Source organism: Micromonospora sp. NPDC023737, from assembly GCF_040639715.1.
Taxonomy (GTDB): Bacteria; Actinomycetota; Actinomycetes; order Mycobacteriales; family Micromonosporaceae; genus Micromonospora.
The window spans coordinates 217,455-242,298 of sequence record NZ_JBFAAL010000005.1; the positions used below are offsets into that span (position 1 = coordinate 217,455).

A 24,844-nucleotide genomic window follows, 5' to 3' on the forward strand; every position below is an offset into this window, starting at 1 on the left:
GAACGGAAGGGTGGCCCGGTGAGCGCGAGGAGTGCGGCGCGGCGGAGGGTCGCGGTCGCGAACGGAAGGGTGGCCCGGTGAGCGCGAGGAGTGCGGCGCGGCGGAGGGTCGCGGTCGCGAACGAAAGGTGGGTCCGGTGAGCGTGGAGGTGGAGCGGGACGCCCGGGCCGGTGCCGGCCGGCGCGAGTTGACCTACGCCGTGCTGCTCAGCCTGGCCGGCGCGGGCCTGGCGCTCTGGGCGGCGACCCGGACGTGGTCGGTCGAGTTGACCGTACGGCCGTCGCCGCTGCCACCGGAGCGGGTGACCCGCACAGGTACCGCGCTGCTGCCGTGGCTGCCCGCGTTGGCGGTGGTCGGGCTGGCCGGTGGGGGAGCGGTGCTCGCCACCCGGGGCCGCGTACGTCAGCTCCTCGGTGGCCTGCTTGCCCTGCTCGGGCTGGCGGTCGCGATCGGTGGCGGCTACGGCCTCGTGGCCGGGTTCGAGGGGGCGGTGAGCCGGCAGTGGCCGGCGCTCTGCCTGGTCGGTGGTCTGCTGGCGGGTGCGGGTGGACTGCTGACGGCGCTGCGCGGACGGGCTTGGCCGGCGATGGGGGCCCGCTACGAGCGACCGGCGCGCGGCGGCCCCGCGCCGTCTGGTCCTGCCGGCCCGGTCACCGGCCGGCGCACCACGGAGGCGTGGGACGCGTTGGACCGGGGCGAGGACCCGACGGTCAACTGATCGGCTGCCGGTCCCGCTGCTGACGGGCGGCGGCGCCGGTGGCGGCCAGTTCGGCGACGAGGCGGTTCAGCTCGGCACGCCGGTCGGCGCGGGCCCGGTCTGCGCAGACCGCCTCCCACGCGTTGCCGCGGGCCGTGCGGGTCCGCGCCTCGCCGACGACCGCGCGTTCCAGCGTGTGCACCACGCCGACGGCGAGCGACGCGACGGTCCGCGAGATGGTGGTCAGGCCGATGTTCGGGTTCGGGCCGGCAGTGCTCATGGTCACCCCGTACGAGGATGTTGGCGAGGGTTGGGGCAGCGCGCTATCGAGTCTGCCCGACATCGATGCTCACCGGCTCACGTTTCGCCGTGGTGTCCGTCGCATCAACGGCCTGTTCGGCGTCGGGACCAGGGCAGAGCCGGTCGCCTTTGAGCTTCCTCACAGGATCGATGAACATGGCTCGATCCCCCGGGTCGTCTCCGGCTGTAACCGATGGGTCCTCATCGATGCGATTCGGGTGGTCCGGCGCGGAGGTGGCGGGCGATGGAGGTGGCGCTGCGTGACAGCCCCTTCACGGCAGGTCGGCCATTATGCCGCAGGCCGTTTCGTGAGCAGCGCCATACCCCCGCCGTCCGGTGCCAGGTGGAGCCGCCTAGCATCGGCCCATGACACCCGGAGAGGGGAGTCCGTTGGTGACTGCTGAGCATGCGCACGCGGAGGGGGACGGGGCCGATTCGGCAGCGTCCGTAAGCGTGCTCGACGAGATCCTGGCGGGGGTACGCGAGGACGTCGCGCGCCGACAGGAGCGGGTTCCGCTGGAGCGGATCCGGGAGTCGGCCGCCGCCGCGCCACCACCGCTGGACGCGTACGCGGCCCTGCGCCGGCCCGGCGTCGCGGTGATCGCCGAGGTGAAGCGTTCCTCGCCGTCGAAGGGACAGCTCGCGGAGATCGCCGACCCGGCGGACCTGGCCGGCGACTACGCGGCCGGTGGCGCACGGGCGATCAGCGTGCTGACCGAGGGGCGCTGGTTCGGCGGATCGCTGGACGATCTCGCCGCGGTCCGCGCGGCAGTACAGGTCCCGGTGCTGCGCAAGGACTTCGTGATCTCCAGCTACCAGGTGCACGAGGCGCGGGCGTACGGCGCCGACATGGTGCTGCTGATCGTCGCCGCGTTGGAGCAGAACGCCCTGGTCGGGCTGCTGGAGCGGATCGAGTCGCTCGGCATGACCGCGCTGGTCGAGGTGCACGACGAGGAGGAGGCCGACCGGGCGATGGAGGCGGGCGCCCAGGTCATCGGGGTCAATGCCCGCAACCTGCGTACCCTTGAGGTCGACCGTTCGGTGTTCGAGCGGATCGCGCCCGGCCTGCCCAGCAGCGTCGTGAAGATCGCCGAGTCCGGCGTGCGTGGCCCGCACGACCTCATCCGGTACGCCTCCGCCGGTGCCGACGCGGTCCTGGTCGGCGAGGGTCTGGTCACCCAGAAGAGCCCTCGGGAGGCGGTCGCCGAGCTGGTCAACGCCGGCAACCACCCGGCCACGCCCCGTCCGGTGCGCTGATTCCGCACCGGCCCGCCAGCACCGAGAGGATCTTGCCATGAGCGCCGACACGCTGGCCAGCACCGGCTCCCACCCCGATGCGGCCGGTCACTTCGGCCGTTTCGGCGGTCGCTTCGTTCCCGAGGCCCTGGTGGCCGCGCTCGACGAGCTGACCGAGGCGCACCGCACGGCCATGGCCGACGAGTCGTTCCGGGCCGAGTTCGCCGCGCTGCTGCGCGACTACGCCGGCACCCCGTCGCTGCTCTACCCGGCCGAGCGTCTCTCCGCCAAGCTGGGCGCCCGGGTGCTGCTCAAGCGGGAGGACCTGAACCACACCGGTGCGCACAAGGTCCGCAACGTGCTCGGCCAGGCGCTGCTGACCCGGCGGATGGGCAAGACCCGGGTGATCGCGGAGACCGGCGCCGGGCAGCACGGGGTGGCCACCGCCACCGCGGCCGCGCTCTTCGATCTGGAGTGCGTGGTCTACATGGGCGAGGTCGACACCGAGCGGCAGGCGCTGAACGTGGCCCGGATGCGGATGCTCGGGGCCACCGTCATCCCGGTCACCACCGGTTCCCGGACGCTCAAGGACGCCATGAACGAGGCGATGCGGGACTGGGTCGCCAACGTCGACGGCACCCACTACCTGATCGGTACGGCCGCCGGGCCGCACCCGTTCCCGGCCCTCGTGCGCGACTTCGTCCGCGGCATCGGTGACGAGGCCCGCCAGCAGTGCCTCGACCAGACCGGCGCGCTGCCCGACGCCGTGGCGGCCTGCGTCGGTGGCGGCTCCAACGCCCTCGGCATCTTCCACGCCTTCGTCGGCGACCCGGGCGTGCGGTTGTACGGCTTCGAGGCCGGTGGCGACGGGCTGGCGACCGGCCGGCACGCGGCCAGCATCACCGGCGGCTCGCTCGGCGTCCTGCACGGCACCCGCACGTACGTGCTCCAGGACGCCGACGGGCAGACGGTCGAGTCGCACTCGATCTCCGCCGGCCTGGACTACCCGGGCGTCGGGCCGGAGCACGCGTGGCTGCACGACACCGGCCGGGCCAGCTATCTGCCGGTCACCGACGTCGAGGCGATGGCCGCGTTCGAACTCCTCTGCCGCACCGAGGGGATCATCCCGGCGATCGAGAGCTCCCACGCTCTCGCCGGTGCCGCCGCGATCGCCCCGAAGCTCGCGGCGGAGCTGGGCCGGGAGCCCACCATCGTGGTCAACCTCTCCGGCCGGGGCGACAAGGACGTGCACACCGCCGGCGAGTACTTCGGCATTCTCGGCAAGGAGCAGTGATGAGCCGGATCGGTGTCGCCTTCGAGAAGGCGCGGGCGGAGGGACGGGCATTGCTGGTCGGCTGCATGCCGGCCGGTTTCCCCACCGTCGAGGGCAGCATCGCGGCGATGACCGCGATGGTCGAGGCCGGGGTCGACGTGATCGAGGTGGAGATTCCATACTCCGACCCGGTGATGGACGGCCCGGTCATCCAGAAGGCCAGCGACATCGCGCTCGCCGGCGGCGTACGCACGGCCGACACGTTGCGCATCATCGAGGCGGTCTCAGCCACCGGCGCGCCGGTGGTCACCATGACCTACTGGAACCCGATCGAGCGGTACGGGGTCGAGGCGTTCGCCCGTGACCTGGACGCCGCCGGCGGCACCGGCCTGATCACTCCGGACCTCATCCCGGAGGAGGCCGACGAGTGGCTGGCCGCCTCGGACGCGTACGGGCTGGACCGCACCTTCCTGGTCGCCCCGTCCTCCACCGACGCGCGGTTGGCGATGACCGTCGAGCACTGCCGGGGCTTCGTCTACGCGACGGCGATCATGGGGGTCACCGGAGCGCGGGCGCAGACCTCCGACGCGGCTCCGGTCCTGGTCTCCCGGGTCCGGCAGGTCACCGAGATCCCGGTCGGCGTCGGCCTCGGCGTGGGCACCGGGGCGCAGGCCGGCACGGTGGGCGGGTACGCCGACGGCGTGATCGTGGGCAGCGCCCTGATCCGCCGCCTGCTCGACGCGCCCGACCTCGACGCCGGGCTGGCCGCGCTGCGTACGCTCAGCGCCGAACTCGCCGAGGGTGTTCGTAACCCCGTTCGCTGAGCCGCCGCGACGCCACGATGCCACGCGGACCCTGCGCGCCCGGCGGGCGCGCAGGGTCTTCCGGTCCGGTGCGGACGACGCCAGCCCGACCGGCCCTTGTCATTCCCGGCCCGCGTGGGCGGCCGGATCGCCACCGGACACGAACGCGTCCCGGGGGCGTTGCACCGAGGCGAGCGACAGGATGTCGCGGCCGAACAGCGCCGCGGTCAGCCAGATCGCGAGGACCCGGGACTTACGCTCCCAGCTGGGCACGGCCAGCACGTGGTAGCCCCGGTGCATGAGCCACGCCGGCAGGCCGGTGATGACGATGCCCCGGTACTGGAAGATGCCGCGGCCGAGACCGAGGGTCGCGATCGAGCCCAGGCTGTGGTGCAGGTACTTCTTCGGCTTCTTGCCGTGCAGACTGGCCGCGATGTTGCGGGCGAGAAGCTTGCCCTGGCGGTAGGCGTGCTGCGCGTTGGGCACGGTGCGTGCACCCGGAACGGGCGAGGCGAGGTCGGGTACCGCCGCGTCGTCGCCGGCGGCCCAGGCGTCGGGCACGGGTTCGTCGTCGGTGCCGACCCGCAGGTCGGGCCGGACGACGACCAGGCCGCGTCCGTCGATCGGGAGGTCGGTGTGCCGGCTGATGACCGGGTTGGCGCCGTTGCCGGCGGTCCACACGATCAGTTCCGAGTCGAACTCCTCGCCGGTGGAGAGCACCACGTGCCCGCCGACCGCGGAGGTCACCTGGGTGTTCAGGTGGACCTTCGCGCCGCGCTTCTCCAACGAGCGCACCACCCAACGTCCCGGCTTGTCGGTGACCTCGGGGAGGATGCGGCCGGAGGCCTCGACGAGGTGGAAGCGGAGCTCTTCACGATCCAGCTCGGGGTACCGCTTCAGCAGCGCGGTCGCCAGGGACAGCAGCTCACCGAAGCCCTCGACCCCGGAGAAGCCGCCGCCGACGAAGGTGACGGTGAGCAGCCGCTGGCGCTGCGGCCCGGGCGGGAGGGCGGCGGCCTGGTCGAACGCCGTGAGCAGCCGGTCCCGGATGGCGACCGCCTCTTCGACGTGCTTGAGGCCGATCGCCTGCTCGGCGATGCCGGGCACGGGGAACTTCCGGGTGACGGCGCCGGCGGTCACGACGATCAGGTCGTAGCTCCGCTCGAAGCTGTCTCCGATGGTGGGCTGAACGGTGACCACCCGGTGTTCGTGGTCGATCGCGGTCACCGTCCCGGCGACGACGTGGGTGCGGCGCAGGTGCCGCCGCAACGACACGGCGGCGTGCCGCGCCTCGATCGAGCCGGCCACGACCTCCGGCAGGAACGGCTGGTACGTCATGTACGGGCGGGGGTCGACGAGGGTGATGTCGGCCTCGCCCGGGCGGAGCTTCCGCTCGAGTTTCCAGGCGGTGTAGAAGCCGGCGTAGCCGCCACCGACGATCAGTATCTTCCGCGTGTTGTTCACGGGGTGTTCCCCTCCGCCGGACGTACCGCCGGCAAACTCGGATTACTCCTATCCGAATAATACTCGGATAGATATTGTCCGAATCAACCGCCGTCGTTACGCTCGGAGCGTGAGACTGTCCGGCGGAGTCGAATCGGCGTTGCACTGCTGCGTGGCGCTCACCGCGGCGGACGGCCCGGTGCCCGCGGCCCGGCTGGCGGAGCTGCACGGGGTCTCGGCGACGTACCTCGCCAAGCAGCTTCAGGCCCTTTCCCGTGCGGGGCTGATGCATTCCGTGCAGGGCAAGTCCGGCGGGTACGTGTTGACGCGTCCGCCGGCGGAGATCACGGTCCTGGACGTGGTCGAGGCGATCGAGGGGCCCCGGCCGACGTTCGTCTGCACGGAGATCCGGCAGCGGGGTCCGCTGGCCGCGTCGCCCGACGCCTGCACCACACCCTGCGTGATCGCCCGCACCATGACCGCGGCCGACCGTGCCTGGCGCGCCGCGCTCCGGGAGGTGTCGATCGCCGACCTGCGCACCGCGGTGGGCGAGGAGCACGACGCCGACGCGCTGCCCCGGATCGGCGACTGGCTGCGCGCCCCGCTGCCCTGACACCCCACCCCGTCGCGCCACCCCGACCCCGTCCGAGCGCCCTCGTGCACGCAAAGAGTGCCTGTCCGCGCCGGAATGGGCATTCCTTCCGCGAATTTGCGCGACGTCTCGGGGCGGGGCGGCGACGTCCGGGCGGAGCGGTGAGGGGCGGTCAGGGGTGTGGGGCAGGTTCTGTCGGTGGTCGCTGGGCGCGTTGGTTGGGGGCGCGGAGCGGGACGGGGGTGGCGCGCAGCACCCCGGAGCGGCCGGCGAGCGCGTCCGTGAGCGCCGCGCGGGTGGTCGGTGTGAGTGTCTCCGGCAACGCCGCGGGCTCGTGCCAGGAGATCAGGCAACCTCCCGCCGGCTGGGCCGCCGGTCCAGAACCCTGCGTCCGGGCCCGGAACACGTGCACCAGGACGTCCGGTGGCGGCCCGGCTCGCCCGGGCGGCGCAGGGTCGCTCAGCTGGTAGAGGCCGACCAGATCGACCACCTCGATCTCCCAGCCGGTCTCGATGCGGACGTCCCGGAGAGTCGCGGGCAGCGGGCTCTCCGCCCGGTGCAGCCGTCCCCCGGGCAGCGCGTGCGGGCGCTCGCCGCGGCCCTGCCGGCAGAGCAGCACCCGGCCGGTGTCGTCGGTGACGACCGCGGCCACCGCCCAGGTGAGCCGACTCATGGACAAAGAGCCTACGGCGACGCAAACCAGAAGTCATCGCGACGACCCGACGCTCCGCCCGGGGTGCCACTGCGGGGCCTCACAGCGGTACCGTGTGCAACCGTGACCCTCGCCTCGTTGTCCCCCCAGGCTGCCCTGCCCAGCCCGACGACCGCCGTCTGGCAGCTCGGGCCACTGCCGGTGCGGGCATACGCGCTCTGCATCATCGTCGGCATCCTGGTGGCCTGCCTGGTGACCGAGTACCGGTTGCGCCGGCGTGGGGTGGCACCGGGTGCGGTGCTGGACATCGCGGTCTGGGCCGTTCCGGCCGGGATCATCGGCGCCCGGATCTACCACGTGATCACCTCGCCCGAGAAGTACTTCGGCGCCGGTGGCGACCCGATGAAGGCGTTCGCCATCTGGGAGGGCGGCCTGGGCATCTGGGGCGCCGTGGCCGGTGGCGCGATCGGCGCGTGGATCGCCGCGCGGCAGTTGGGCATCCCGCTGGCGGTGGTGGCCGACGCCCTCGCGCCGGGCCTGCCCCTCGCGCAGGCGATCGGCCGGTTCGGCAACTGGTTCAACAACGAGCTGTTCGGTGGCCCCACCACCCTGCCGTGGGGCCTGGAGGTCCACCGGATGGACCCGGACAATCCCGGGCACGCGCTGCGAGACGACATCGGTCAGCCGATCCTCGAACCGGGCCTCTTCCACCCGACGTTCGCCTACGAGGCGATCTGGAACATCGGCGTCGCGGCGCTCGTGTTCCTGCTCGACCGTAAGCTCCGCCTCGGCCGGGGCCGGGCTTTCGCGCTCTACGTGATGGGCTACACCGCCGGCCGGTTCTGGATCGAGATGATGCGCACCGACGAGGCGAACACCATCCTCGGCGTCCGGCTCAACGTCTGGACCGCGGGGCTGGTCTTCCTCGGGGCGCTGATCTACTTCGTGCGGGTACGCGGTCCCCGCGAGTACATGATCCCGCTGAACGCCACCGCCGTCCCCGCCGTCCCCGCCGCGCCGACCGGGTCCGACGTCTCCCAGGTCGACCTCTCGGCCCGCGAGGCCGGGCCACGCCCCGCCGCGCCCGACGGCTACCGCGTGGTCACCGAGGAACAGTTCCGGGCCTACCAGGAGACCGGCGCAGTCCCCGCCGAACCCGAGGCCGGCGACCAGGCCGACGCGACCCGGGCCACCGCCGACGAAGAGCCGCGCCGCGACGACGCCGAGTCGCCCCGCGAGGACGACCGGGCCGGCGCGAACGGCCCCGGTCCGGCCGACCGCGAGAGCTGACGGAGGAGAGCGACACCATGCGTAGCGCGGTGGTGGTCGGCGCCGGCATCGGCGGCCTGTCGGTCGCCGGCGCGCTGGCCCGATCCGGCTGGCAGGTCACCCTGCTGGAGCGGTCCGACCGGGTACGCCCCGAGCCGACCGCGGTGGTGCTCTGGCCCAACGGGGTGCGCGCGCTGCTGGCGCTCGGTCTCGGCGCGGGGCTCGATGCGATCGCCACCCCGCTGCCCGACGGCGGTATCCGTCGCCCCGACGGGCACTGGCTGGTACAGCCGCAGGCCCTGCCGGCCGATCGGATGCCGGTCGTGGTGCACCGCGAGGACCTGCACGACGCCCTGATCGCGGGGCTCGGCGACCGGGTCGAGCTGCGTACCGGCGTGACCGTGCGGACCGTACGCGCCGACGCGGGGGAGCGGCCGGCGGTGGGGGACGGCCGGCAGACCTTCGAGGCCGACCTGGTGGTGGCCGCCGACGGTGCCGACAGCCAGATCCGTCAGCGGCTCGCACCCGCCGCGAAGGTGGTCAGTTCCGGCTCGGCCGCGTGGCGCGCGGTCATCCCCTGGTACCGGGCGCCCCAGCTGCCCACCGGTCAGCGGGTCGGCGGCGAGGTGCTCGGCGCGGGCTACCGCTTCATCTCCGCCTCGCTCGGCGACCGGGGGTCGTCGGGCGGTTCCACCCGGGGTGGCATCTACTGGGTCGCCACTGCGGCCGGCGCGGCTCGCCCCGAGCCGCCGGAGACCCAGCTCGCGCTGCTGCGCCGCTGGTACGCCGGCTGGCCCGCCCCGATCGGGGAACTGCTCGAGGCCACCGACCCGGCCGATCTCGTCCAGCAGGAGATCCGCGAGCTGCGTCCGCTGCCGCGCGCGTACGGCTTCCCGGTCGGCCCGGGTGGCGTGGTGCTCCTCGGTGACGCCGCGCACGCCATGCCGCCGCACCTCGGGCAGGGCGCCTGCCTCGCGTTCGAGGACGCGGCCACCCTCGCCGGGTTGCTGCGGGAGTCGACGTTGCCGGACGCCGTCGCCGCGTACGACCGGGTGCGCCGGCCCCGCGCGGCCGGTATGGTCCGGCAGACCCGCCGGATGTCGGCGGTGCTCCAGGCCCGGGGCCGGCTGGCGCTGCGCGCCCGGGACGCGGCGCTGGGCACGCTCACGCCACGGCTGATCAACACCGCCGCCGCCACCGCGGCGCAGTGGCGTCCCCCGACCTGACCGACCCGGCTTGGCCGACTGGTCCGGTCCCGGCTGAGCCGACCGGTGCCCCCGGCGTCGCGGGCGGGGTCGGGTCAGGAGATCAGCGCGGCGGGCTCGGCTATGCAGGCGGTACCTACGCGGCGGAAACCGACGCGTAGGTAGACCCGGGCGATCTCCTCGCTGCCCGCGGAGAGGAACACCACGTCGGTGCCGGCCGCGAGCAGTTCGCGAGCGAGCGCCGCGGTGACCGCCGCGCCGAGCCCACGACGACGGGCGGCGGGCAGGACGCCCACCCCGGCGATCTCGGCGACGCCGTCCACCCGCATGGCGATCCCGCTGGCGAGCGTCCCCTCGGCGGGGGTGCCGGCCAGCACGGTGAGTCGCCGGCCGTCCGCGATGCGGGCGCGCTCCTCATCCAGCGCGGTGTTCTCCAGTTCGGTGAGGGCCGCGTCCCGCTGGGCCGGTCCGGCCTCTCCCCGGGCCGTACCGCCGTAGGCGAACGCCACGGCGGCGACGGCCCGCCGGGCGGCCACGGCGGCGGCGAAGTCGGGCGCGTCCGGTTCGAGCACCCGCACCGGTACGTCGCCGAGCGTCGCCGGGTCGGGCAGCGCCTGCGGGTCGAGCACCATCAGGGGCGCCTCCAGCACGGACAACCCTGCCGAGCGGGCCACCGGCAGGAACTCCGGCGTGGTCTCGTGCACCCACTCGAACGCCTCGGGCAGGCCCAGTTCCCGCTGCCGTTCCCGGACCGTGTTGACGTCGGCCAGCGAGGGTGGGGTGGGCGTGCCCAACCGGGGGCGGGCGTAGAACGGGAATCCGGCTCCGTCGCGGACGAAGAGCACCAGAGCGCCGTGCTCCTCGACACGAGCCGCGTCGCGGGGCACCGAGTCGTAGAAGTGTTCGAGCCGGTCGAAGAGGCCCTTGTGCGCAGGATCCACCGCGCGAGACTACCTGTCCCAGACTCTGGAAGGTGTGATCAATCTGGACTGCCCTTGCGCGTCGCGCCCTAACGTAGACTCAATAGACCCACGCGGGCCGACGTCGTCCCCACCATGATCCATCCTGAGTGACGACAGGAGGCCCGGTGGCCCTTCCGTACCCGCAGCAGCCGGTCCCGACCCATGGCCCCGGGCGACCCACGGCCGGGCTGTACGACCCCGCGTTCGAGCACGACGCCTGCGGCGTGGCCTTCGTGGCCGACCTGCACGGGCGGCGCTCGCACACGGTGGTCGCGAACGGTCTCGCCGCGTTGTGCCGGCTCGATCACCGGGGCGCGCGCGGCGCCGAGCCGAACACCGGCGACGGCGCGGGCATCATGATCCAGGTGCCGGACGCGTTCCTGCGTGCCGTGGTGGACTTCCCGCTGCCGCCGGCCGGCGACTACGCCACGGGCCTGGTCTTCCTGCCCGACAACGACGCGGCCGAAGCCCTCGCCCGTCGCGTCGTCGAGAAGTACGCCCTGGTCGAAGGCGCCGAGGTGCTCGGCTGGCGGGATGTGCCGGTGGACCCGAGCGGGCTCGGCGAGACGGCCCTCGCCGCGATGCCCCGGGTCCGGCAGCTCTTCCTGGCCGCCCGTCGGCTCACCGACGCACCGGCCGGGCCGGCCGGCTCGCCGTTGCACGGCGTCGAGCTGGACCGGGTGGCGTTCTGCCTGCGCAAGCAGGCCGAGCGGGAGACCGCCGAGCGGGGCGTGCCGGCGTACTTCCCGTCGCTGTCGGCGCGCACGATGGTCTGGAAGGGCATGCTCACTCCCGACCAGCTGCCGGCGTTCTATCCCGAGCTGACCGACGAGCGGCTGGCGAGCGCGATCGCGCTCGTGCACTCCCGGTTCTCCACCAACACGTTCCCGTCCTGGCCGCTGGCGCACCCGTATCGGTTCATCGCCCACAACGGCGAGATCAACACCATCCGCGGCAACCGGAACTGGATGCAGGCGCGTGAGGCCCTGCTGCGCAGCCCGGACCTGCCCGGCAACATCCGGCGGATCTTCCCGGTCTGCACTCCGGGCGCCTCGGACTCGGCGAACTTCGACGAGGTCCTCGAGCTGCTGCACCTCGCGGGGCGGAGCCTGCCGCACGCGGTGCTGATGATGATCCCCGAGGCGTGGGAGAACGACCCGGGCATGCGCCCGGACAAGCGCGAGTTCTACCGCTTCCACGCCAGCCTGATGGAACCGTGGGACGGGCCTGCCTCGGTCGCCTTCACCGACGGCGAGATCGTCGGCGCGGTGCTGGACCGCAACGGGCTGCGTCCGGGGCGCTGGTGGCGCACCGACGACGGGCTCGTGGTGCTCGGCAGCGAGGCGGGCGTGCTCGACCTCGACCCGGCCCGGGTGGTCGCGAAGGGACGGCTCCAGCCCGGCAAGATGTTCCTCGTCGACACCGCCGCCGGGCGGATCGTGCACGACGACGAGATCAAGGCCGAGCTGGCCGCCGCGCGGCCGTACGGCGAGTGGCTGCACGCCGGGCTCATCGAGCTGACCGACCTGCCGGCCCGCGAGCACATCGTCTACACCCACGACTCGGTGCGCCGCCGCCAGCAGACCTTCGGCTACACCGAGGAGGAGCTGAAGATCCTGCTCGCCCCGATGGCGCGTACCGGGGCCGAGCCGATCGGATCGATGGGCACGGACACTCCGATCGCGCCGCTGTCCACCCGGCCGCGGCTGCTCTACGACTACTTCCACCAGCTCTTCGCGCAGGTCACCAACCCGCCGCTGGACGCCATCCGGGAGGAGCTGGTGACCAGCCTCAGCTCCCGGATCGGGCCGGAGGGGAACCTGCTCGACCCGGGCCCGGCGAGCTGCCGGCAGATCGTGCTGCCGTACCCGGTGATCGACAACGACGAGCTGGCGAAGATCCTCTCCATCGACGAGGACGGCGATCTGCCCGGCTTCAAGGCCGTCCGGGTCTCCGGGCTCTATCGCATCCGCGAGGGCGCGGCCGGGATCAAGGCGCGGCTGACCGAGATCTGCCGGCACGTCTCCGAGGCGATCGAGGACGGCGTACGGATCCTCGTCCTGTCCGACCGCGACTCCAACGCCGACCTGGCCCCGATCCCGTCGCTGCTGCTGACCGCGGCGGTGCACCAGCACCTCGTCCGGGAGCAGACCCGTACCCAGGTGGCGCTGGTCGTGGAGTCCGGCGACTGCCGGGAGGTGCACCACGCGGCGGTGCTCATCGGCTACGGCGCGGCGGCGGTCAACCCGTACCTGGCCTTCGAGTCGGTGGAGGACATGATCTCCACGCGGGCGCTGGTCGGGGTGGAGCCCGCGACCGCGGTCCGCAACTACGTCAAGGCGCTCGGCAAGGGCGTCCTGAAGATCATGTCGAAGATGGGCATCTCGACGGTCTCGTCGTACTGCGGCGCGCAGGTCTTCGAGGCGGTCGGGCTGGACGCCCGCCTGGTCGAACGTTACTTCCGGGGTACGCCCAGCAAGATCGGCGGCATCGGACTGGCCGGTATCCACGCCGAGGTCGCCGCCCGCCACGCCCTCGCCTGGCCGGCCGCCGGCGCCCCCGCCTCCGAGCGGCTGGAGGTCGGCGGCGAGTACCAGTGGCGCCGCGAGGGGGAGCTGCACCTGTTCAACCCCGAGACGGTCTTCCTGCTGCAGCACGCGACCCGCAGCCGCCAGTACGACATCTTCAAGCGGTACACCGCCAAGGTGGATGCGCTGGCGGCCGACTCGGGTTCACTGCGTGGCCTGTTCGCCCTGCGCGCCGACGTGCGCCCACCCGTGCCACTCGACGAGGTGGAACCGGCCACCGAGATCGTGAAGCGTTTCGCCACGGGCGCGATGTCGTACGGGTCGATCTCGGCGGAGGCGCACGAGACCCTGGCGATCGCCATGAACCGCCTCGGCGGCAGGTCCAACACCGGCGAGGGCGGCGAGGACGCCGAACGGCTCCACGACCCGGCCCGCCGTTCGGCGGTGAAGCAGATCGCCAGCGGCCGGTTCGGGGTGACCACCGAGTACCTGGTGAACGCCGACGACCTCCAGATCAAGATGGCCCAGGGGGCGAAGCCCGGTGAGGGCGGGCAGCTGCCGGGCAACAAGGTCTGGCCGTGGATCGCCCGGACCCGGCACGCCACCCCCGGCGTCGGCCTGATCTCCCCGCCGCCGCACCACGACATCTACTCCATCGAGGACCTCGCCCAGCTGGTGCACGACCTGAAGTGCGTCAACCCGGCCGCCCGGGTGCACGTCAAGCTCGTCAGCGAGGTGGGCGTCGGCACCGTGGCGGCGGGGGTGGCGAAGCTCAAGGCGGACGTCATCCTGATCTCCGGCCATGACGGCGGCACCGGCGCGTCACCGCTGAACTCGCTGAAGCACGCCGGTACGCCGTGGGAGCTGGGGCTCGCCGAGGCGCAGCAGACGCTGCTGCTGAACAACCTCCGCGACCGGGTCACCGTCCAGGTCGACGGACAGCTCAAGACCGGCCGGGACGTGCTGATCGCGGCGCTGCTCGGCGCCGAGGAGTTCGGGTTCGCCACCGCCCCGCTGATCGTTGCGGGCTGCGTGATGATGCGGGTCTGCCACCTGGACACCTGCCCGGTGGGCATCGCCACCCAGAACCCGGTGCTGCGGGAGCGGTTCACCGGCACGCCGGAGTTCGTGGAGAACTTCTTCCTCTTCCTCGCCGAGGAGGTCCGCGGCTACCTCGCCGAGCTGGGCTTCCGCTCGATCGACGAGGCGATCGGCCACAGCGAGCTGCTCGACGTGGTGCCCGCGATCGAGCACTGGAAGGCGCAGGGGCTCGACCTCGCGCCGGTGCTGCACCTGCCCGAGCTGCCCGCGGGCGCGGCCCGCCGCGGCGTGCGCGCGCAGGACCACGGCCTGGACCGGGCGCTGGACAACGAGCTGGTCAGGCTCGCCGAGCCGGCACTGCGGGACGGCACACCGGTCCGCGTCGAACTCGCCATCCGCAACGACCACCGCAGCGTCGGCGCGATGCTGGGCGGGGAGGTGGTGCGCCGTCGTGGTGGCGCCGGGCTGCCCGACGACACCGTGGAGGTCGCGCTGCGCGGCACCGCCGGGCAGTCCTTCGGCGCGTTCCTGCCGCGTGGGGTGACCCTGCGGCTGAACGGCGACGCCAACGACTACGTCGGCAAGGGGCTCTCCGGCGGCCGGATCATCGTCCGTCCCGATCCGGCTGCTCCGTTCGTCGACCCGGACGCCGCGGCCGGACAGCGGGCCGAGGACCAGATCGTCGCGGGCAACACCATCCTGTACGGCGCCACCGGCGGTGAGCTGTTCCTGCGCGGCCGGGTGGGGGAGCGCTTCGCGGTGCGCAACTCGGGCGCGGTGGCCGTCGTCGAGGGTGTCGGCGACCACGGCTGCGAGTACATGACCGGCGGGACGGTGGTCGTGCTCGGTCCGACCGGACGCAACTTCGCCGCCGGTATGTCCGGTGGCACCGCGTTCGTCCACCGGCTCGACCGGACCCGGGTCAACACCGAGATGGTCGACCTCACGCCGTTGCGCGAGGAAGAACAGGCCGGGCTGCACGAGCTGGTGCAGCGGCACTTCGCCGAGACCGACTCGGCGGTCGCCGCCGAGCTGCTCAAGCGCTGGCCGGAGGCGGTGGCTGAGTTCGTCGCCGTGGTACCCCGGGACTACCGCCGGGTGCTGGAGATCATGCGGGCCGCCGAAGCCGCCGGCCGTGACGTCGACGACGCGGTGATGAGCGCGCTGGCGGCGTCAGCCGCTCCGGCGGCGCAACCCGCGCCCTCGTCCATGCCGGTGCCGCCCGCGCCGCGGGCGGCCGCTCAGGAGGTGGCTCGTGCCTGACCCGAACGGTTTCCTGCGCTATCCGCGGCGGATGCCGGCCCGCCGGCCGGTGCCGGTGCGGATCTCCGACTGGCGCGAGGTGTACCCGCCGGCCGGCGAGGAGCTGATCCGCGAGCAGGCCACCCGGTGCATGGACTGCGGCATTCCCTTCTGCCACGACGGCTGCCCGCTGGGCAACCGCATCCCGGACTGGAACGACCTGGTCCGTACCGGCAACTGGGACGCCGCGGTGGCGTCGCTGCACGCCACCAACAACTTCCCCGAGTTCACCGGCCGGCTCTGCCCGGCGCCGTGCGAGGCCGCCTGCGTGCTCGGCATCGGCGGGGGCGACCCGGTGACGATCAAGCAGGTCGAGGTGGAGATCGCCGACGCGGCGGTGGCCCGGGACGGGCTGCGGCCACGACCGGCGGCGCAGGCCACCGGCCGCTCGGTGGCGGTGGTCGGCTCCGGCCCCGCGGGGCTCGCCGCCGCGCAGCAGCTCGCGCGCGCCGGGCACGCCGTCACGGTGTACGAGCGTGACGACGCGCTCGGCGGTCTGCTCCGGTACGGCATCCCGGACTTCAAGCTGGAGAAGCAGCACATCGACCGACGGCTGGCGCAGCTCGCCGCCGAGGGCGTCGAGTTCCGCACCGGCGTCCACGTCGGGGTGGACGTGACCGCCGACCAGCTGCGGGACCGGCACGACGCGGTGCTCCTGGCCTGCGGCGCGCTGGTTGGCCGGGACGTCCCGGAGACTCCGGGGCGGGGGCTTCGCGGCGTACACCAGGCCATGGAGCACCTGGTCGCGTCGAACCGGGTGGTCGCGGCGGCCGGCGACGGCCTGCCGGCGAAGGCCGTGCTGCCCGACGGTACGCCGATCGACGCCGCCGGCAAGCACATCGTGATCATCGGAGGTGGCGACACGGCCGCCGACTGTCTCGGGGTGGCCCACCGGCAGGGCGCGGCCGGCGTGCACCAGCTCGACCTGTACCCGCAGCCGCCGCTGGCCCGCGACGAGGCTCGCGACCCGTGGCCGACCTGGCCGTGGATCCTGCGCAGCTACCCGGCGCACGAGGAGGGTGGCGAGCGGGTCTTCGCGGTCGCGGTCCGGGAGTTCGTCGACGACGGCACCGGGCAGGTACGGGCCGTCCGGGTCGCCGAGGTCACCGTGGAGAAGCGGGACGGCCGGCGCATCGTCACCCCGGTGCCCGGCACCGAGCAGGAGTTGCCCGCCGACCTGGTGCTGCTGGCGATCGGCTTCGAGGGCACCGAGGAGCAGCCGCTGCTGGCCCAGTTCGGGGTGCGCCGCAACGCACGGGGCGCCGTGGACGCGCGGCCGGACTGGCAGACCGACGCCGACGGGGTCTTCGTCGCCGGTGACATGCACCGGGGTGCCTCGCTGATCGTCTGGGCGATCGCCGAGGGGCGGGCGGCGGCCGCGGCCGTCCACGCGTACCTCGGTGGCGGCGGGACGCTGCCGGCCCCGGTCGACCCGGCCGCCCAGCCGCTCGCCGCCCGCTGACACAAGGATTCGCAAGCCTCAGCCGCCACATCGGCCCCGGCACCGCCCCGGTTCATCGTGGACCGGGGCGGGTCGCGTGAACCCGCTCACGAAGACGGGCAAATCGGGCTAACCGTCGCCACACTTGGCGACGGCCGATCGCGCGTGTCCCGGCCCTGTCATGCCCCTGTCTGGTCGGGAGGTTGTGCCGTGGCGTTTGGTGCCACGTTCGCCGCGTTGCGTCACCGGAACTACCGGATCTGGGCCATCGCCGGGTTCGTGTCGGTGATCGGCACCTGGATGCAGGTGCTCGGAGTCAACTGGTACGTCCTGGCGCGTACCGGCTCGGCGACCTCCATGGGCTTCGCCATCCTCCTTCAGGCCATCCCCACGCTGCTGCTCAGCGTCTGGGGTGGCGCTCTGGCCGACCGGCTGCCCGCGAAACCGCTGCTGATCGGAGCGCAGGGGGCGCACGCGGCGCTGGCCGCGAGCCTGGCCTTCGTCGCCCTGACCGGGACCGGCGGGCTGCCTGCGATCTACGCGATCTCGCTCGCCGCCGGCGCGGTCTCGGCGATCGAGGGCCCGGCGATGGGCCGGTGGTCCTCCACGCTGGTGGACCGGGAGAGCCTCGGAAACGCCCTCGCGCTCGGCTCGCTCACCAACTCCGCCGGCCGCATTCTCGGCATGAGCGCCGGCGCCGTCGTGGTCGCCGCCGTCGGCCCCGCGCTGCTGTTCGTGATCAACTCCGTGAGCTTCGTCGCGGTGGTGGCGGCCCTGTTCCTGGTACGCGAGCGCGAGCGGCATGTCGGCGAACCGGCACCCGAGTCGGGGCGTACGGACGGCGGCATCCGGGCCGGTTTCCGCTATCTGCTCGGCCAGCCGGTGGTGCTCGTCGCGCTCGCCCTGTCGTTCGTGCTCGGCAGCCTCGGCCGCAACTACCAGGTGACCATGGCCGCGATGAGCGACGGACCGCTGGGCGGTGGCGCCGGCGGGTACGGCTTCCTCTCCACCGTCTTCGCCGTTGGCACCGTGCTCGGCGCGCTCGTCGCCGCGCGAAGCCGCAACCTGGGCTACGGCGTCCTGGTCGGCGCGGGTCTGCTCGGGAGCGGGTTGCAGATCGTCGCCGGGCTCGCGCCGGGCACCATGAGCTTCGCCGCGGTGATCCTGCCGATCGCCGCCGCCGCGGTGATCATCGACACCACCGTCGGTACCCGGGCCCAACTCGACACCGACTACCTGATGCGCGGGCGGGTGCTGGCCGCGCTGGCGGTCACCGGCTCGGTCTCCTCGGCCGTCGGCGCACCGCTGCTCGGCTGGCTCTCCGAGCACGCCGGCCCCCGGCAGACCCTGGTGCTGGCCGGCGCCGTCGCGGCCGTCGGCACCCTCGCCGCCGGTGCGGTCCTGGACGGTCTCCACGGTCGGGTGATGCGGGGTCGGGTGGCCGGGGCGCTGGCCGGACCCGCGGTGCGGCGTCCGATGCGCCGGGTCGCCTGGACGGCGGCCCGCGTCGTACGCCCCGCGTCGACCCTGGCCCGGGCGGTGCGACCGGTCTTCCCGGCCCCGCGCCCGGCGGGAGCCGCCGGCTCCACCCGCCGGCCGGTGCCGCCCCGCCCCGCCGCCGGTCGACCGGCGCCCGCGCAGCCTTCGCACGTCCCGCACCGACCGTCGTCGGCGCACCAGGCCTCGCCGCTCGGGGAGCCCGCCGTGCCGGCCGGCGCCCTCGGCGGGCCCGACTCCTGAGGTGAGCGCGACCCGGTAATCGTCCGACGTCGGTGGCCCGGACGACGCGGGGGGCGGCACCGTGGCCGGCGACGTTCGTCGACTCCGGCCGGTCGCCGCCGGGTCCGAACCTGTTCCCCTCATCGAAGTATTTCGATAGCATTACTGCTTGGTAACAACCGGTCCACCCCTGGCCACGCGCGCGGTCACGGATCCCACCACCCCTGTCCCGTGGAGGTCCGTCATGTCCCACCGCCCGCTGGCGCGCGCCCTCGCCGCGCTGGCCACCCTCGTCACCACCGCCCTCGCCGCGGTGCTCGTGGTGCCCGGCACGGCACAGGCCGCAGCCGTCAACTACGTCGCGCTCGGCGACTCGTACTCCTCCGGCGTGGGTGCCGGCCCGTACGAGTGGTCGACCTGCCTGCGCAGCCAGAAGTCGTACGCCCCGCTCTGGGCGGCGGCGCACGGCGCGGACAGCTTCGCGTTCCCCGCCTGCGGCGGCGCGGTCACCGCCGACGTCATCGACGACCAGGTCGACGCGCTCAGCGCGAGCACCACCATGGTCACCATCACCATCGGCGGCAACGACGCCGGCTTCGTCGACGTCATCACCAGTTGCCGATTCGGCAGCACCTCTACCTGCACGAACGCGGTGAACGAGGCCAGCGCGTTCGCCACCGGCACGCTACCCGGCCGGCTCGACGCCACGTACGCGGCCATCCGCGACCGTGCTCCCAACGCCCAGCTGATCGTGCTCGGCTACCCACGGCTGTTCGAGCTGAACCCGTGCGGATGGCTCGCGATGAGCGTCTACAAGCGAACCATCCTCAACGGGGCCGCCGACCTGCTCGCCACGGTCACCGCCGACCGGGCCGCCGCGGCCGGCGCCATCTTCGTCGACATCCGGGCGCAGTTCGCCGGCCACGGGGTCTGCGCCGCCGACCCGTGGATCAACGACATCAGCGGCGTCATCGAGGCGTACCACCCGGATGCCGACGGCTACCGCCACGGCTACCTGGCCGCCTTGAACTCGGTCACCGGCTGAGACGCCGCCGGGACCGCCGCGGCGGCTGCGGACCCCAACCGGCCGCCGGCGGCCTTGGGGATCGGTCCGGAACCAACACCGGAATCCGGACCGATCCCCGCCCTGTCGGCTCGCCGTCCGGACCCCGCCTCGCCCGCCCCGGGGTTCCCCCGACAGGGCTCGACCTGCGACGACAGCCGGCGGCCCCGGACGGGCACCGGTCATCACGACGCGTGCCGCGCGGTGCCGTCACGGTTTCACCACCGTCCGTTATGGTCCTCGCGGATGGCCCGTGACCTGGGAGGGCGGACAGTGGGCAGGCTCGCGCCGGCGTACCGGCAGGCGGTCGCGGCGCACCGCGCGGCGCGCGGGCACCTCGACGCCGCCCGCGACGCACTGCGGGCCGTGCCCGCACCGGCCGCCCCGGCTGGCGTCGGCGAACTGGTCGGCCGGCTCAACGAGGTCGGCGCCGCGCTCGCCGCCCCGGAACCCGCGGCGGCCACGCCCACCGACACGGCGGTCGCGATCCGGCTCGGCGAGGCGTCCACCCCGGAGGGTGCGTTCCCGGCGCTGGTCCCGCTCGGAGGCGGCCGCCACCTGGCCATCGACACCGACGCCCACGACCCCCGGGTGGCCGGGCTGCTGCGGTCGCTGGTGCTGCGGCTGCTGGCCGCCGCCCCGCCCGGCGAGGTGCGGGTCGTCGGCATCGACACCGCCGCGTCCACTGCCACGTTCGGGCCGCTGCGTCCGCTGGTCGACGTCGGCGTGCTCGCCCCGCCGGCCACTACCGACGCCGAGGTCACCGCCCTGTTCGACGCCGCCGAGCGGCACGTGCGCACCGCACGGCGCGCCCCCGGCGGCGGGCTGCTGCTGGTGGTGCTGGCCGCCGGCCCGGCACCAGGGGAACTGGCCCGCCTCGCCGCGCTCACCCAGGCCGGTGCGCAGGGCGCGGTCTGCGTCCTGGCCGCCGGCCACCCACCCCGGTCATCCGGCGAGCCGCCGCCGTCGCTGGCTTCCACCACCGTCGTGCGGATGACCGAGCGGTACGCGTACGTGGGCGACCCACCCGGCACCCCGTTCAGCGACGACGGCGGCGGGCTGGCCGCCCCGGTGCGGCTCGACGGCGATCCGTCGGCCGCCTCGGTGCGGGCGCTCGCCGAGCAGCTCGCCGCGGCCGCCCGATGCGGCGACGCGCGGCGGTTCACCGAACTGCTCCCCGACCGGCGGTGGACGGAGCCCGCCGGCGTCGGCCTGCGTACCGTCGTGGGCCGCAGTGGACGGACCCCGGTGACCGTCTCCTTCGACGACACCACACCGCACTGGCTGGTCGGCGGTGGCGACGTCCCCGCCACCGTGTCCTTCCTGGCCGTCGCGCTGCACGGGATGGCCGCCCGCTACGCCCCCGCCCAGCTCCAGCTCTACCTGCTCGGTCTTCCCGACGGGGTGAGCTTCGCCGAGTTCGGACCGACCGGGCACGACCGGTCCTGGCTGCCGCACGCCCGGGCGATCGGCATCGAGTCGGACCGCGAGTACGCCGTGTCCGTGCTGCGCGAGCTGCGCCGGGAACTCCGCCGCCGCGCCACCGCGTTGAAGCGGCACGGCGTCACCCGCTTCGCCGACCTGCCCACCGACCCCCCGCTGCCGCGGATCGTGGCGGTGATCGACGCGTTCGACGTCCTGCTCGCCGGCGACGACGGACCGGCCCGCGAGTCGGTGACCCTGCTGGCCGAACTGGTGCGCAAGGGCGGCTCGTGCGGCGTGCACCTGATGCTGGCCGGCCGCGGCGCCACTGGCGTCGAGGCGCTCGGGGCAACCGGCAAGGCGCTCGTCGGCCGGGTCGCGCTCTCCGGCGCCGGTGGGGTGCTCGACCCGCACAACCAGGCAGCAGAAGGGCTCCCGGCGGGCGCGGCCGTGGTCAACGTCGCCGCGGGCGTGGCCGGCGCCGACACCGTCGTCCGTTTCCCCGCCGCCGCCGATGCGCTCACCCGGCTGCGGCGCGAGCTGTGGCAGGCCCGACCGGCCGGGGCACGCCCACCAGCGGTCTTCCGGGGGTACGAGAACGCCCGGGTCGAGGAGGACGCCACCTACTCGGGGTTGCGCCCGGGTGGCCGCCGCCCGCTGGCCCTGGTCGGCCGGACCGTCGACGTGCACGTCAGCAGCGCGCTGTTCATCATGGACACCACGCCCGGCCGGCATCTGGGCGTGGTGGGCGCCTCGATGGCCGGCGCGGACCTGCTCCGCGCCGCGACGCTGAGCCTGGCCCGCCAGCACCTGCCGGGGGAGTGCCGGTTCCTGATCGCGCCGCTGGTGGCCGGCGCCGACCCGGTGGCCGGCGAGACCGCCGCCGCGCTGAGCGCCGCCGGCCACCTGGTCGACCAGCTCGACGCGACCGGCCTGCGGGAACGGCTCGTGACGCTGGCCGATCCGGCCGCGCCGGCCCCGGCGGGCCGCACGTTCCTCGTCGCGTTCGGCATGGACGGCGCCTCGACGGTGCTCGACCCGGCGTACCCGGGGACCACTCGCCGTGGCCGCGACGATCTACGTGCCGTGCTCCGCCACGGCCCGGGCCGAGGGGTGCACCTGCTCGGCTGGTGGCGCGGCGCGCATCGGCTCGCCGACGACATCGGCGACGCCCACGACGGCGACGGGGTCGCCTGCCTGGTCGTGCTGGATGTTCCCGGCGACGAGGTGGGGCGGCACCTCGGGCTGCGGGACGTCGCGTACACGCCCCGACCCGACCGGGCGCTGCTGGTGGACCGGCACGACCGACGGGTCCGCCTGATCGTGCCGTTCGCCCGGTCCGCGCACGACCTCGCCGGTGAGGACTGAACGATGACCTTCGAGGAGTACGCGGACCTGGCCCGGCAGCTCGCCGAGCGGCGGCGGGCCGGCGACCGGGGCGTCACAACCGCCGAGCACCGCCGTGACCTGCACGCCGCCGCCGACTTCCTCGACCGCCGGCTGACCGGTCAGGGGACACGTCTCGACCGGCTGGGCCGTGCGATCGGGGAGCCGCTCACGGTCTCCGCGCCGACCGAGGTCCACTCCGCGTCCGAGCAGTCGCCCGCGGCGGCCGGCGGCCCGCCGGCCGCCGCAGCCCCGAGCCCCGGGACGGGGTCGACCGGCGGCGGAGCCGCCGCGCCGACGCGGCCGGGTGTCGGAGCGTACGCCCAGGGGCCGGCGGGGTCGACGGCGAGCGCGCCCGGGGTTCCCGCGCCGCGTGCCGCGGCGGTCGACCCGGCGGTGGAGCTGGAGCTGGCCCGGCGCTACGCCGACGAGGCGGACCGGCACGGCCACCAGGCGGAGCTGCTGGCCCGGCGGCCGCTGCTGCTGCCGGCCTGGTCGCCGGTGGCCCGGGCGGCCGCCGTGTACCTGGCCTCGGCGGGGGCGGCCGTGGTGCTCGGGTTCGTGATGGTGTTCGCTGCGGGTGTCGGGGTGCTCGGTGCCGGCACGCTCTACGCCTGGATGTGCGCCGGGCTGCCCGCCGTGGCGTTGATCTCCGGTTGGCTGGCGCTGGGCCGGTGGGGGAGGGCACCGCTGGCGGAGAGTGCGTCCGCCCGTCATCCGGCGCTGGGCGTGGCGGTCTGCTTCCTGCTGGTGCCGCTGGTCTACTGCGGCTACCTCTTCCTGCTCCGCGTCCTGCCCTGAGCGCCGGTGGACCGCGACGCGGCGGCCGCAGGGAAGGGGTGACCTCGCGCTGCGGCGAAGGCCATCTCTTCCCTGCGGCCGGGTCGGTCTGGTGGCGGGTCAGCGACCCGCGGCCGCGAGCCCGCCGGACACCTCGGAAGTGGTGGGCCGGGCGGGCCGGCGACGGCCCATCGCGCGCCGTCCCGAGGGGACGATCAGGGCGGCCACCGCGGCGGCCAGGGCGATGGCGGTGAGCAGCAGGAAGCCCGTGGTGAAGCCGGCTTCCCGGGGCAGGCCGCTCGCCTGCGGGTGAGCGGTGATCACGCTGCTCACCACGGCCGCGCCGATCGCGCCACCGATGGTGCGGATGTTCGCGTTCATTCCGGTGGCCACGCCGGTCTGGCTGGGTGACACGTTGGCCACGATCAGGTTGGCCATGGAGGCGAACGCCAGCCCGATGCCGATGCCGACGAGACCACCGGCCACACCGATCTCCAGGCGGGTGTCATGGGCGACGGCCAGCATGGCCGACGCGGCCACGTTGAAGACCGCGCCGGTGGCCAGCTGAGCCTTGGCGCTGAACCGGGCTTCCAGCCGGCCGGCGGCGATTCCGGCGACGAACATGCCGACCAGCATCGGCAGCATGAGCAGCCCGGCCTGGGTCACGCTCGCGCCGAAGCCGTAGCCGGCGCTGGTCGGGGTCTGCACGAACTGCGGTACGAAGGCGTAGACGGCGAACATCGACCCGCCGTAGAGCAGCGCGACCAGGTTGGTCGTCCACACGCCGGGCAGGCGCATCATCCGCATGTCGATGAGTGGGTTCGCGGAGCGTGCTTCGGACACCAGCCAACCGATCAGCAGTACGACGGCGAGCGCCAGCAGGCCGAGTACGGAAAGGGACGTCCAGCCCCAGGTCGAGCCCTTGCTGACCGGCAGCAGCAGCGCCACCAGCCAGCCGGAGAGCAGCAGGGTGCCCGCCCAGTTGATCCGGCCGGGCGAGCGGACCGGCGACTCCGGCACGAACCGGTGCGCCGCGAGCGCGGTGAGGGCCACGACGACCATCGGGATCCAGAACAGCCAGCGGTAGCCGAGGACGGAGACGATCGGACCGGCCAGGACGACGCCGAGGCCGCCGCCCGCGGCGATGATCGCCGAGATCGTCGCGACGGACGAGCTCACCCGCGCGGCGGGGAACTCGTCGCGGATGATGCCGAACGAGAGCGGGAAGACCGCGCCGCCGATGCCCTGCACGACGCGGGCGATGATCAGCACGCCGATGCTCGGCGCGATGGCCGCCAGGAGGCAGCCCAACGCGAGCGCGGCGAGGGCGACGACGAGCATCCGTCCCTTGCCGACCATGTCGCCGACCCGGCCGAGGATCGGTGTGAAGATCGACGCGGAGAGCAGATAGGCGGTCAGCACCCAGGTCACGGTGTTCTGGGAGGTGTGCAGATCGTGCTGGATGGTGGGTAGCACCGGGGTGATCAGCGATTGGAGCATCGCGAAGAAGCCGGCGCCGGCCGCGAGGACCAGGAAGGTCAGCCGACGCGAGCCGCGTTGGATGGTCTCGGTCACGAAGGGAAACTCCGATGTGGGTTCGAAGGGCAGGTGCTGTGGTCGCGGTGCCCAGCCGCGCGGCCGCTCCCGGGTCGGGTGGGCCGCCGCGACCACGCGCGTCGGTCGGGCGGCGGTGGGCGCGGGCGAGGGCGGGCCGATCTGGTGGTGCGGGT

Annotated in this window: 18 protein-coding genes; 13 read left to right on the forward strand and 5 right to left on the reverse strand. The window is 73.9% G+C overall.

All coding sequences use genetic code 11. The features are described 5' to 3' along the window. Positions 1–136: 136 nt before the first annotated feature. Complete coding sequence (locus AB0F98_RS14290) at positions 137–718, forward strand: Trp biosynthesis-associated membrane protein (RefSeq protein ID WP_357734103.1); 582 nt, start codon at positions 137–139, stop codon at positions 716–718. Here the strand turns inward: AB0F98_RS14290 and AB0F98_RS14295 are convergent. Next, a complete protein-coding gene (locus AB0F98_RS14295) occupies positions 711–977 on the reverse strand; it encodes a hypothetical protein (protein ID WP_357734727.1) in 267 nt (88 codons plus the stop codon). The genes AB0F98_RS14290 and AB0F98_RS14295 overlap by 8 nt on opposite strands. 473 nt (positions 978–1,450) lie before the next feature. Between AB0F98_RS14295 and trpC the strand changes: the two genes are divergently transcribed. The 3 genes from trpC to trpA are packed head-to-tail and all read left to right on the forward strand — an operon-like array spanning position 1,451 to position 4,330. Then, positions 1,451–2,254, forward strand: coding sequence for an indole-3-glycerol phosphate synthase TrpC (gene trpC / locus AB0F98_RS14300; RefSeq protein WP_357734731.1), 804 nt, complete (start codon positions 1,451–1,453; stop codon positions 2,252–2,254). A 37-nt stretch (positions 2,255–2,291) separates the two neighbouring features. Further along, positions 2,292–3,527 (forward strand): tryptophan synthase subunit beta, encoded by a 1,236-nt coding sequence (gene trpB / locus AB0F98_RS14305; RefSeq protein WP_357734106.1) that lies wholly within the window; start codon positions 2,292–2,294, stop codon positions 3,525–3,527. After that, positions 3,527–4,330: a tryptophan synthase subunit alpha gene (trpA, locus tag AB0F98_RS14310; protein WP_357734109.1), complete on the forward strand. Its 804-nt coding sequence runs from the start codon at positions 3,527–3,529 to the stop codon at positions 4,328–4,330. The genes trpB and trpA overlap by 1 nt, the downstream gene beginning before the upstream one ends. A gap of 99 nt (positions 4,331–4,429) precedes the next feature. Here trpA and AB0F98_RS14315 read toward each other — a convergent pair whose 3' ends face one another. Then, positions 4,430–5,773 (reverse strand): NAD(P)/FAD-dependent oxidoreductase, encoded by a 1,344-nt coding sequence (locus tag AB0F98_RS14315; protein WP_357734112.1) that lies wholly within the window; start codon positions 5,771–5,773, stop codon positions 4,430–4,432. A gap of 109 nt (positions 5,774–5,882) precedes the next feature. Between AB0F98_RS14315 and AB0F98_RS14320 the strand changes: the two genes are divergently transcribed. Next, positions 5,883–6,365, forward strand: a complete 483-nt coding sequence (locus AB0F98_RS14320) for an Rrf2 family transcriptional regulator (RefSeq protein ID WP_357734115.1) — start codon at positions 5,883–5,885, stop codon at positions 6,363–6,365. Between the two features lie 151 nt (positions 6,366–6,516). Here AB0F98_RS14320 and AB0F98_RS14325 read toward each other — a convergent pair whose 3' ends face one another. Further along, positions 6,517–7,017, reverse strand: coding sequence for an NUDIX domain-containing protein (locus AB0F98_RS14325; protein ID WP_357734118.1), 501 nt, complete (start codon positions 7,015–7,017; stop codon positions 6,517–6,519). Positions 7,018–7,119: 102 nt separating this feature from the next. On the opposite strand from AB0F98_RS14325, the gene lgt reads away from it, so the two are divergent. Beyond that, positions 7,120–8,286, forward strand: a complete 1,167-nt coding sequence (lgt, locus tag AB0F98_RS14330; RefSeq protein WP_357734121.1) for a prolipoprotein diacylglyceryl transferase — start codon at positions 7,120–7,122, stop codon at positions 8,284–8,286. A 17-nt stretch (positions 8,287–8,303) separates the two neighbouring features. Then, positions 8,304–9,491 (forward strand): NAD(P)/FAD-dependent oxidoreductase, encoded by a 1,188-nt coding sequence (locus tag AB0F98_RS14335; RefSeq protein WP_357734124.1) that lies wholly within the window; start codon positions 8,304–8,306, stop codon positions 9,489–9,491. A 74-nt stretch (positions 9,492–9,565) separates the two neighbouring features. On the opposite strand, the gene AB0F98_RS14340 is transcribed toward AB0F98_RS14335, so the two are convergent. Beyond that, positions 9,566–10,411, reverse strand: a complete 846-nt coding sequence (locus AB0F98_RS14340) for a GNAT family N-acetyltransferase (RefSeq protein WP_357734126.1) — start codon at positions 10,409–10,411, stop codon at positions 9,566–9,568. 146 nt (positions 10,412–10,557) lie between these two features. Between AB0F98_RS14340 and gltB the strand changes: the two genes are divergently transcribed. From gltB to AB0F98_RS14370, 6 genes are all read left to right on the forward strand, one after another. Next, complete coding sequence (gene gltB / locus AB0F98_RS14345; RefSeq protein WP_357734129.1) at positions 10,558–15,264, forward strand: glutamate synthase large subunit; 4,707 nt, start codon at positions 10,558–10,560, stop codon at positions 15,262–15,264. Then, positions 15,257–16,765: a glutamate synthase subunit beta gene (locus AB0F98_RS14350; RefSeq protein ID WP_357734132.1), complete on the forward strand. Its 1,509-nt coding sequence runs from the start codon at positions 15,257–15,259 to the stop codon at positions 16,763–16,765. The genes gltB and AB0F98_RS14350 overlap by 8 nt, the downstream gene beginning before the upstream one ends. A 189-nt stretch (positions 16,766–16,954) precedes the next feature. Beyond that, entirely contained in the window at positions 16,955–18,484 is a 1,530-nt protein-coding gene (locus AB0F98_RS14355; RefSeq protein ID WP_357734135.1) for an MFS transporter, read from the forward strand. 223 nt (positions 18,485–18,707) lie between these two features. Beyond that, positions 18,708–19,508 (forward strand): SGNH/GDSL hydrolase family protein, encoded by an 801-nt coding sequence (locus tag AB0F98_RS14360; protein ID WP_357734140.1) that lies wholly within the window; start codon positions 18,708–18,710, stop codon positions 19,506–19,508. A 264-nt stretch (positions 19,509–19,772) separates the two neighbouring features. Beyond that, positions 19,773–22,316, forward strand: a complete 2,544-nt coding sequence (locus AB0F98_RS14365) for a cell division protein FtsK (RefSeq protein ID WP_357734143.1) — start codon at positions 19,773–19,775, stop codon at positions 22,314–22,316. 3 nt (positions 22,317–22,319) lie between these two features. Then, positions 22,320–23,135, forward strand: a complete 816-nt coding sequence (locus AB0F98_RS14370) for a hypothetical protein (protein ID WP_357734146.1) — start codon at positions 22,320–22,322, stop codon at positions 23,133–23,135. Positions 23,136–23,234: 99 nt separating this feature from the next. Here the strand turns inward: AB0F98_RS14370 and AB0F98_RS14375 are convergent, their stop codons facing one another. Continuing rightward, positions 23,235–24,689: an MFS transporter gene (locus AB0F98_RS14375; RefSeq protein WP_357734150.1), complete on the reverse strand. Its 1,455-nt coding sequence runs from the start codon at positions 24,687–24,689 to the stop codon at positions 23,235–23,237. Between the last annotated feature and the right edge of the window lie 155 nt (positions 24,690–24,844).

Bases quoted from the DNA above. Each gene is read 5' to 3' on its own strand.
- AB0F98_RS14295 (WP_357734727.1), bottom strand. From the start codon at position 977: ATGAGCACTGCCGGCCCGAACCCGAACATCGGCCTGACCACCATCTCG.
- trpB (WP_357734106.1), top strand. From the start codon at position 2,292: ATGAGCGCCGACACGCTGGCCAGCACCGGCTCCCACCCCGATGCGGCC.
- trpA (WP_357734109.1), top strand. From the start codon at position 3,527: ATGAGCCGGATCGGTGTCGCCTTCGAGAAGGCGCGGGCGGAGGGACGG.
- AB0F98_RS14325 (WP_357734118.1), bottom strand. From the start codon at position 7,017: ATGAGTCGGCTCACCTGGGCGGTGGCCGCGGTCGTCACCGACGACACC.
- AB0F98_RS14335 (WP_357734124.1), top strand. From the start codon at position 8,304: ATGCGTAGCGCGGTGGTGGTCGGCGCCGGCATCGGCGGCCTGTCGGTC.
- AB0F98_RS14360 (WP_357734140.1), top strand. From the start codon at position 18,708: ATGTCCCACCGCCCGCTGGCGCGCGCCCTCGCCGCGCTGGCCACCCTC.
- AB0F98_RS14365 (WP_357734143.1), top strand. From the start codon at position 19,773: ATGGCCCGTGACCTGGGAGGGCGGACAGTGGGCAGGCTCGCGCCGGCG.
- AB0F98_RS14370 (WP_357734146.1), top strand. From the start codon at position 22,320: ATGACCTTCGAGGAGTACGCGGACCTGGCCCGGCAGCTCGCCGAGCGG.